This is a genomic window from Corallococcus exercitus (assembly GCF_003611585.1).
GTDB lineage: Bacteria > Myxococcota > Myxococcia > Myxococcales > Myxococcaceae > Corallococcus > Corallococcus exercitus.
The window spans coordinates 1-7,414 of record NZ_RAVW01000455.1 but is presented as its reverse complement, the minus strand read 5'-3'; the positions used below and the strand labels follow the sequence as shown (position 1 = coordinate 7,414).

The following is a 7,414-nucleotide window of genomic DNA, read 5'->3' as shown; positions in this document are numbered from 1 at the left end:
CCGGAGCAGCGCCGAGCGCCCCCGCGATGCTCGCGCCCGCCGCTGCTCCGGCGACACCCGCGCCGCCTCCGGCCCTGGACGCCAACGGCCAGGTGCGCCCCATCTACCTCACGCCGCCGCAGACGCTGGCCGGCACGGGCCCCGTCATCGGCATCGACCTGGGCACCACCAACTCCTGCGTGGCGCTCCTGTCCAACGGCCGGCCCGTCGTGCTGCGCTCGCGCGAGGGCTACAACACCATCCCGTCGGTCATCTCGCTGAGCGCGCAGAACAAGCTGCTCGTCAGTCACCGCGCGAAGAACCAGCTGGTGCTGCGGCCCACGCACACCATCTACGGCGCGAAGCGCCTCGTCGGCCGTCCCTACGACAGCGCCGTGGTGAAGCAGGTGCGCGAGCGCTTCCACTACGAAATCACCCCCGACGCCGCCGGCCGCGCCGCCGTGCGCCTGGGCAACGACGTGCTGTCGCTGGAAGAGGTGCAGGGCATCATCCTGCGCGAGTGCAAGGAGATGGCCGAAACCCACCTCAACCAGAAGGTGGAGCGCGCCGTGGTGACGGTGCCGGCCTACTACTCCGAGCCCCAGCGTGAAGCGGTCCGCAAGGCGGGCCACATGGCCGGCCTCAAGGTGGAGCGCATCCTCAACGAGCCCACGTCCGCGGCGCTCGCGTACGGCCTCAACCGCGAGCTCAACAAGAAGGTGCTCGTCTACGACCTGGGCGGCGGCACCTTCGACGCGACCATCCTGCGCATCGAGAAGAACGTCTTCGAGGTGCTGGGCACCGGCGGCGACATCTTCCTGGGCGGTATCGACTTCGACAACCTCATCGTCGACTTCCTCCTGGAGCGCTTCCAGGAGAAGGAGGGCATCGCGTTCAACGGGGACGGCATCGCCCTGTCGCGCGTGGCCGACGCCGCCGAGCGCGCGAAGATGGGGCTGTCCGAGCGCAGCACCTTCGAGGTCCACATCCCCATGCTGATGATGGACAACGCGGGCCGCCCCCGGGACCTGCGCGTGACGATGTCGCGCCAGGACCTGGAGAAGATCTGCGACCCGCTGCTCAACCGCACCATCGACGTCGTGCGCGACGTGCTCCTGGACGCGAAGCTGCGCGCCAACGAGGTGGACGACATCATCCTCGTGGGCGGCATGAGCCGCATGCCGCTGGTGCGCGAGAAGCTGAAGGGCCTCTTCGGCAAGAACGCGCAGGCGAGCGTCAACGCGGACGAGGCCGTGGCGCTGGGCGCGGCGCTGTACTCGGGTTCGGTGGACAAGGTGAGCAGCGTGGTGCTCATCGACGTGCTGCCCATGACCATTGGCGTGGCCATGCCCGGCGGCGGCTTCAAGCGCGTCGTCGAGCGCAACAGCCCGTTGCCCACGCAGCGCTCGTTCGCCATCAGCACGTCGCAGGACAACGAAGAGCGGATGGAGCTGTCCATCTTCCAGGGCGAGGACAACCACATCTCCGCCAACGAGTACCTGGGCACCGTGCGCATGGAAGGGCTCCCGCGAGGCCCCAAGGGCTCCGTGCGCGTGGCCGTGACGCTGAAGCTCGACTCCGAATGCGTGCTGCACGTGGAGGCGCGCGAGTACTCGACGCGCAAGGAAGTGAAGGCGACGCTCGCCACGCGCTACTCGCCGGAGGAGCTCCAGAGGCAGCTCCAGGTGAGCAAGGAGGCGGTGAGCGCCGCCGAGGAGCGCCGGGGCGCGGACCTGAAGGACCGCGCGGGTCGCTTCTGGGGGTTCGTGAAGAAGGCGCTGGGCCGCAAGTAGACTGGCGCCCATGACCGCCTCCGCCCCCCGCTACATGGCGCGCTTCCGCTGCATCGCGGAGGCGTGCGAGGACACCTGCTGCGCGGGGCTGACGGTGCCCATCAGCGAGTCGCGCTGGAGCCTGCTGCGCCAGAAGGTCGCGGGCAGCCCGGACGAGGCGCGCGTCGCGGCGCTGATCACCCCGAACCCGGAAGGCGCCACGGGCCAGCAGGCGGGCATCCTGGGCAAGCGCGCGGACGGACACTGCGCCTTCCTGGACGAAGCGAAGCTGTGCTCGCTCCAGCGCCGGTACGGAGAAGCGGTGTTGCCGGACGGCTGCTCCGTCTTTCCGAGGGTGCTCACGCGTTGGGGCACGCAGGTGGAGATGGCGGGGTCACTCGCGTGTCCGGAGACGGCGCGCCTGTGCCTGCTGGCAGAGGACGCACTGGTGCGTGAGCCTGTGCCCGAGGAACAGGCCCTGCGTCCACAGGTCGCGAGGCAGGTCGCGGCGGGTGACGACGCGTGGACGGCCCACGCGGACACCGTGCGCGAAGCGATGCTGCGGCTCCTGAATCGGCGTGAAGTCCCGTTCGCCGCGAGGCTGTACGCACTGGGCCGCATGGCGCTGGACCTGGGCGACTTCTACTTCCCGGGGACGACGGCGTTCGCGTCCACAGCCGCGGAGGCGTCACCGCATCCCGGCGCGAGCGAAGCCGTGGAGGCCTCCGCGTCCGCAACGCGCGAGCCCGTGGCGGACTCCGCGCTGGATGCAAGCGAGGCCCAAGCGGAAGCGGCCGAAGCGCGGCTCGCGCGCATCCTCCGTGAGTACGAATCCACGGACACCCTCGCGTCCCTGCAAGCTCAGCTGAAAGCGCTGGAGCTGCCCGGAGGCCCGTGGGCCGGCATCTGCGCCGCCGTGCTCCGCTCGCGCGAGGCCGCCGTGAGCAGCCCGCGCTTCCTCTCGCTCGTGCGCGACGTGCACGCGTCCTATGGCGGTTCGAACGCGAACCCTGATGAAGCGTGGCAACTCCACGCTGCCCGGCGCTCCACCTTGGAGTCCCTGCATCGGGAACGCGTGCACCAGTACTTCCTGCACCACGCGCTCAACCACGTCCTGCGCCACCCGTTCACCGAAGCCCCGAGCCTCCTGAACGCCGTGTTCCTGCTCGTGCTGCGCGCCTCCGTGGTGCGCTGGGTGCTGCTGGGTCACCCGGCCGTGGTGGCGCTGCTGGACGCTCCCGGCACGCCCGAGGCCGCGCTGGACGCCGCCGCCGTGGAGGCGTTCCAGGTCGTCGCCAAGCACGTGGAGCAGGCCCCCACGTTCCTGGACTTCGCCAGGGGCCTGGCCGGCGAAGGTCCGGAGACCTTCGCGCGGCTGCTCATCCTGGTGAAGGGCCTGTAGCGCCCGCGCTCAACCCTGCGACTTCGGCTTCGCGCCCAGCTGCTGCATGGCCCGCTGGAACGACGGGTACTCGTGCGCGCCCTGGATGGCCAGCTTGTCGCCCAGGATGAACGTGGGCACCGCACGGATGCCCATCTCCTGGGCCTCGCGCACCGACTCCTCCACCAGCTGCCGGTAGCGGCCCTCTTCCACGGCACGCTGCAGTTCGTCCGGATCCAACCCGGCCTCCACGCCCGCGCCCCGGAGCGTGTCCCACTGCCAGAGGTCCTGCCCCTCGCTCCAGTAGCGTCGCAGGATGGCGGCCTGGAAGGGCTCCAGCCGGCCTTGCGCCCGCGCGTACTCCGCGGCTTCGTGCGCACGGCGCGTGGACGGGATGATGTCCCGTTGCACCATCGTCAGCCCGGCCTTCGCGGCGCGGAGCTTCAGCGGGTTGTTGGGGTCCTTCATCCCCTGGCGCACGTACTCGGGCAACGGCAGCCCTTCCGGAGGCGTCTCCGGGCGCAGGAAGTAGGGGTGCCACTCCACCTGGACGTCGTATTCCTTCTTCAGCTTCTCGACCTCACCGAGGCCGACGTAACACCAGGGTCAAACGAAGTCGGACCAGATGTGGACGACGATGGGTGCGCTCATGGGCTGAATCTCTAGCACCGCGCGTTGGAGCCTTCCACCCCTTCCACCGGGCCCGCATCCAGCGGTGGACAGCCCGCCCTCCCAAGGGCACGGTCCGGGTTCCATCTCTCGGAGGAACCTCACCGTGCCCCTGTCGCTCCTCGCGGCCCTGGCGCTCGGCGCCAACCCGGCGCCCGCGCCCCATCCGTTCAACCAACAGGACCTGGTCACGCTGCGCCGGCTCAGCGGGCCCCGCGTCTCGCCCGACGGCCGCCAGGTCGCCTACGTCCTGCGCTCCACCGACCTGGAGATGAACCGCGGCCGCACCGACCTGTGGCTCGCCAGGCTGGACGGCTCGGCCCCGCGCCAGCTCACCGCCCACCCGGACAGCGACAGCGACCCGGTCTGGGCCCCCGACGGCAAGAGCCTCTTCTTCCTGTCGTCGCGCGGCGGCTCCTCGCAGGTGTGGCGGCTGCCCGTGGATGGCGGTGAGCCGCTGCCCGTCACGAAGCTGCCGCTCGACGTGAACAGCTTCGCGCTGTCGCGCGACGGCCAGCAGCTCGCGGTGGCGCTGGACGTGCGCCCCGACTGCGCGGACCTCGCGTGCAGCACCCAGCGCGCCGCGGAGGCCTCCAAGAAGAAGACCACCGGCCGTGCGTATGATCAGCTCTTCGCGCGCCACTGGGACACGTGGGGAGACGGCACGCGCTCCCACCTGTTCGTCGTCCCCGTGGCCGGCGGCACGCCCGTGGACGTGATGAAGGGCATGGACGCGGATGCGCCCAGCAAGCCCTTTGGCGGCGCGGAGGAGTTCACCTTCACCCCGGACGGCAAGGGCATCGTCTTCGCCGCGCGCGACGTGGGCCCCACCGAGTCCTGGTCCACCGACCTGGACCTCTTCCTCGCGCCCATCGACGGCAAGGCGAAGCCGCGCAAGCTCACGGAGAAGAACCGCGCCACGGACACGAGCCCCACGTTCAGCCCGGACGGCAAGACGCTCGCGTACGTGGCCATGTCCCGCCCCGGCTACGAGTCCGACCGCTTCCGCGTCATCCTGCGCGCGTGGCCGGGCGGCCAGGAGCGCGTGCTCACGCAGGACTGGGACCGCTCCGCCGGCTCGCTCGCGTGGAGCAACGACGGCGCCACGCTCTACACGACGGCCAACGACGTGGGGCAGAACGCCGTGTTCGCGCTGGACGTGGCCACCGGCAAGCCGCGCCGCCTCACGCAGGCGGGCAACGCGGAGGGCGCCCAGCCCGCGGCGGACGGCCAGGTCGTCTACGCGCTGGATGACCTGGACTCGCCGTCGGACCTGTACGCGATGAAGGCGGACGGCACCGGCGCCCGGCAGCTCACCCAGGTGAACCAGGAGGCGCTCGCGGGCCTGAAGTTCGGCGCCTTCGAGCAGTTCAACTTCCCGGGCTGGAACAACGAGACGGTGCACGGCTACGTCGTGAAGCCGGTGGACTTCGACCCGAAGCGCCAGTACCCGCTGGCCTTCCTCATCCACGGCGGGCCGCAGGGCAGCTTCGGCAACCACTTCCATTACCGGTGGAACCCGCAGGTGTACGCGGGCCGCGGCTACGTGACGGTGATGATCGACTTCCACGGCTCCACCGGCTACGGCCAGGCCTTCACGGACTCCATCGCCGGGGACTGGGGCGGCAAGCCGCTGGAGGACCTGCAGAAGGGCCTCAACGCCGCGCTCCAGAAGTACCCCTTCATCCACAAGACGAAGCGGTGCGCGCTGGGCGGCAGCTACGGCGGGTACATGATCAACTGGATCGCCGGCAACTGGGCGGACGGCTTCCAGTGCCTCGTGAACCACGACGGCATCTTCGACGAGCGCGCGGCCTACTACGACACGGAGGAGCTCTGGTTCCCCGAGTGGGAGCACAAGGCGCTGCCGTGGGAGAAGCCGGAGACGTACGAGAAGTTCAACCCGGTGAACCAGGTGGCGAAGTGGAAGACGCCCATGCTCGTCATCCACGGCGGCAAGGACTACCGCGTGGTGGACACGCAGGGCATCGCCACCTTCACCGCGCTGCAGCGCCGGGGCATCCCGTCCCGCTTCCTGTACTTCCCGGATGAGAACCACTGGGTGCTCAAGCCCCAGAACAGCATCCAGTGGCACGACGAGGTGCTGGGCTGGCTGGACCGCTGGACGCGCAAGTAGCGCGCGTCCAGCAGGGCATCCCCTGGGGCTTCAGCCCCGAGCTTCACCGGAGCTTCAGGGGATGCCGAAGCAGTCGTCGATGCAGCTGGCGAGGACCTCCGAGCAGGTGCGGTCGGAGATGCACTCCGAGCACTCCGCGGTGCGCGCGCGGCGGTCGTCCTGCTCGCTCTCCTTCTCGTCCTCCCAGGCGCCAATCTTGTCGGCGCACTTGCCGGTATCCAGGTCGGCTTCGAAGCACTCCTTGCGTTTGTCGCAGATGGCGTCCGCGTTGTTGGAACAGCCGGTGAGCAGCAGCACGGAGACACAGGAGGCCAGGGCAATCAGTCGTGACATGGCGCGGCAGTATGCAGACGAAGACGCCTCCCGGGAATGCACTTCCCAGAAGGCGTCCCGGTCTTCAGCGAAGCTGGATTACTTCGTCTTCGTCGTACCGCCCGTGGTGCCCGTCGAGCCGCCCATGGAGCCACCCGTGGTGCCCGTCGAGCCGCCCATGGTGCCGCCCGTCGAGCCGCCCATGGAGCCGCCCATGGAGCCGTGGTTCATGGTGCCGCCCTGCATGCCGGCGCCGCCCACGCCCATGGCGTCGTCCAGCTTGCCCAGCGTCTGGTAGGCCATCTCGCGGTGCTTGGGCAGCTCCTGGCTGAGCTGGGTCAGCATGGTGGTCATCTCAGCGGGGGCGGAGGTCATGCCCTGCTTCGCCGCCATCACCATGCCAATGGCCGCGTCATGGGCGCCCACCTGGTTGGCCATGTAACACGAGTCGAACGGCATGCCCTTGAGGGTCTGGAGCTTCTCCATGTTCGCCTTGTCGGCGGCCATGGCCTTCTTCTCCATGTCGTTGGCGGGCTTGGGCATGTCCGCCAGCTTCAGGTTCTGCGTCTTCGCAAAGTCCATGACCTGCTTGTCCGCGGCCGTGTGCGAGTCGATCATCATCTGCGCGTAGCTCTTCACGTCCGGGTTCTCGGAGCTCTTCTGCGCGAGCTCGGCCTGCTTGATCTCCGACTGGTTGATGTAGTGCACGCGCTCCAGGAAGGCCTTCGGGTCCGTGGGGGCCATGAAGCCCTTGAACTCGGCCATGCCCTTGGCGGCGGGAGCGGGCTTGGTGGCGGGCGTGGCGGGCGCGGCGCTCTGGGCCAGCGAGACACCGCCGGTGAAGAGGACCGCGGCGAGGGTGACTCCGTGCAGGGTGCGCTTCATTGGGTGCTGCTCCTTTTCAAGGCCTCGGAAGTGAGGCGGGACAAAGTCGGTGGACCGGGCACACCCGGATCCGCGCGGCGCACCTTGGGACAGGGCGCCACGGTGAACCCAGGGCATAGGAGGGCGGACGTATGCCAACTCACGTTGCGCCCGCGGTGGGGTGCGCCAGTGGACAGCGCCACTGACCCGGGGGCGGGGCGCGGACGTTCAGCACCACACGACTGTCAGGGACCGCCATCCGTCCTCCTCGTGCCCGAAAAGCTAGGCATCCCGGGAGGG

The 7,414-nt window shown here is 69.5% G+C and carries 5 protein-coding genes and 1 pseudogene; 3 read left to right on the top strand and 3 right to left on the bottom strand.

Annotation, left to right across the window (positions count from 1 at the left end; translation table 11 throughout):
- Both D7W79_RS35565 and fliB read left to right on the top strand, forming a co-directional pair.
- Window positions 1-1,772, top strand: a 1,772-nt coding sequence (locus D7W79_RS35565) for an Hsp70 family protein (protein WP_147442213.1), incomplete at its 5' end; no start/stop codon positions are given.
- Between the two features lie 10 nt (window positions 1,773-1,782).
- Window positions 1,783-3,153, top strand: coding sequence for a flagellin lysine-N-methylase (fliB, locus tag D7W79_RS44615; RefSeq protein ID WP_208729925.1), 1,371 nt, complete (start codon window positions 1,783-1,785; stop codon window positions 3,151-3,153).
- A 9-nt stretch (window positions 3,154-3,162) separates the two neighbouring features.
- Here the strand turns inward: fliB and D7W79_RS35550 are convergent.
- Window positions 3,163-3,726 (bottom strand): annotated as a pseudogene (locus D7W79_RS35550) (DsbA family oxidoreductase); the annotation flags it as partial.
- A gap of 181 nt (window positions 3,727-3,907) precedes the next feature.
- On the opposite strand from D7W79_RS35550, the gene D7W79_RS35545 reads away from it, so the two are divergent.
- A complete protein-coding gene (locus D7W79_RS35545; RefSeq protein ID WP_120529756.1) occupies window positions 3,908-5,938 on the top strand; it encodes an alpha/beta hydrolase family protein in 2,031 nt (676 codons plus the stop codon).
- Between the two features lie 54 nt (window positions 5,939-5,992).
- On the opposite strand, the gene D7W79_RS35540 is transcribed toward D7W79_RS35545, so the two are convergent.
- A complete protein-coding gene (locus D7W79_RS35540) occupies window positions 5,993-6,271 on the bottom strand; it encodes a hypothetical protein (RefSeq protein WP_120529755.1) in 279 nt (92 codons plus the stop codon).
- A 78-nt stretch (window positions 6,272-6,349) separates the two neighbouring features.
- The gene (locus tag D7W79_RS35535; RefSeq protein WP_120529754.1) at window positions 6,350-7,135 is read right to left on the bottom strand and encodes a DUF4142 domain-containing protein; all 786 of its coding nucleotides are present in this window, start codon (window positions 7,133-7,135) and stop codon (window positions 6,350-6,352) included.
- Between the last annotated feature and the right edge of the window lie 279 nt (window positions 7,136-7,414).

What these genes read in the sequence shown, in the direction of transcription:
- D7W79_RS35535 (WP_120529754.1), bottom strand. Translation starts at nt 7,135, where the DNA reads ATGAAGCGCACCCTGCACGGAGTCACCCTCGCCGCGGTCCTCTTCACC.
- fliB (WP_208729925.1), top strand. Translation starts at nt 1,783, where the DNA reads ATGACCGCCTCCGCCCCCCGCTACATGGCGCGCTTCCGCTGCATCGCG.
- D7W79_RS35540 (WP_120529755.1), bottom strand. Translation starts at nt 6,271, where the DNA reads ATGTCACGACTGATTGCCCTGGCCTCCTGTGTCTCCGTGCTGCTGCTC.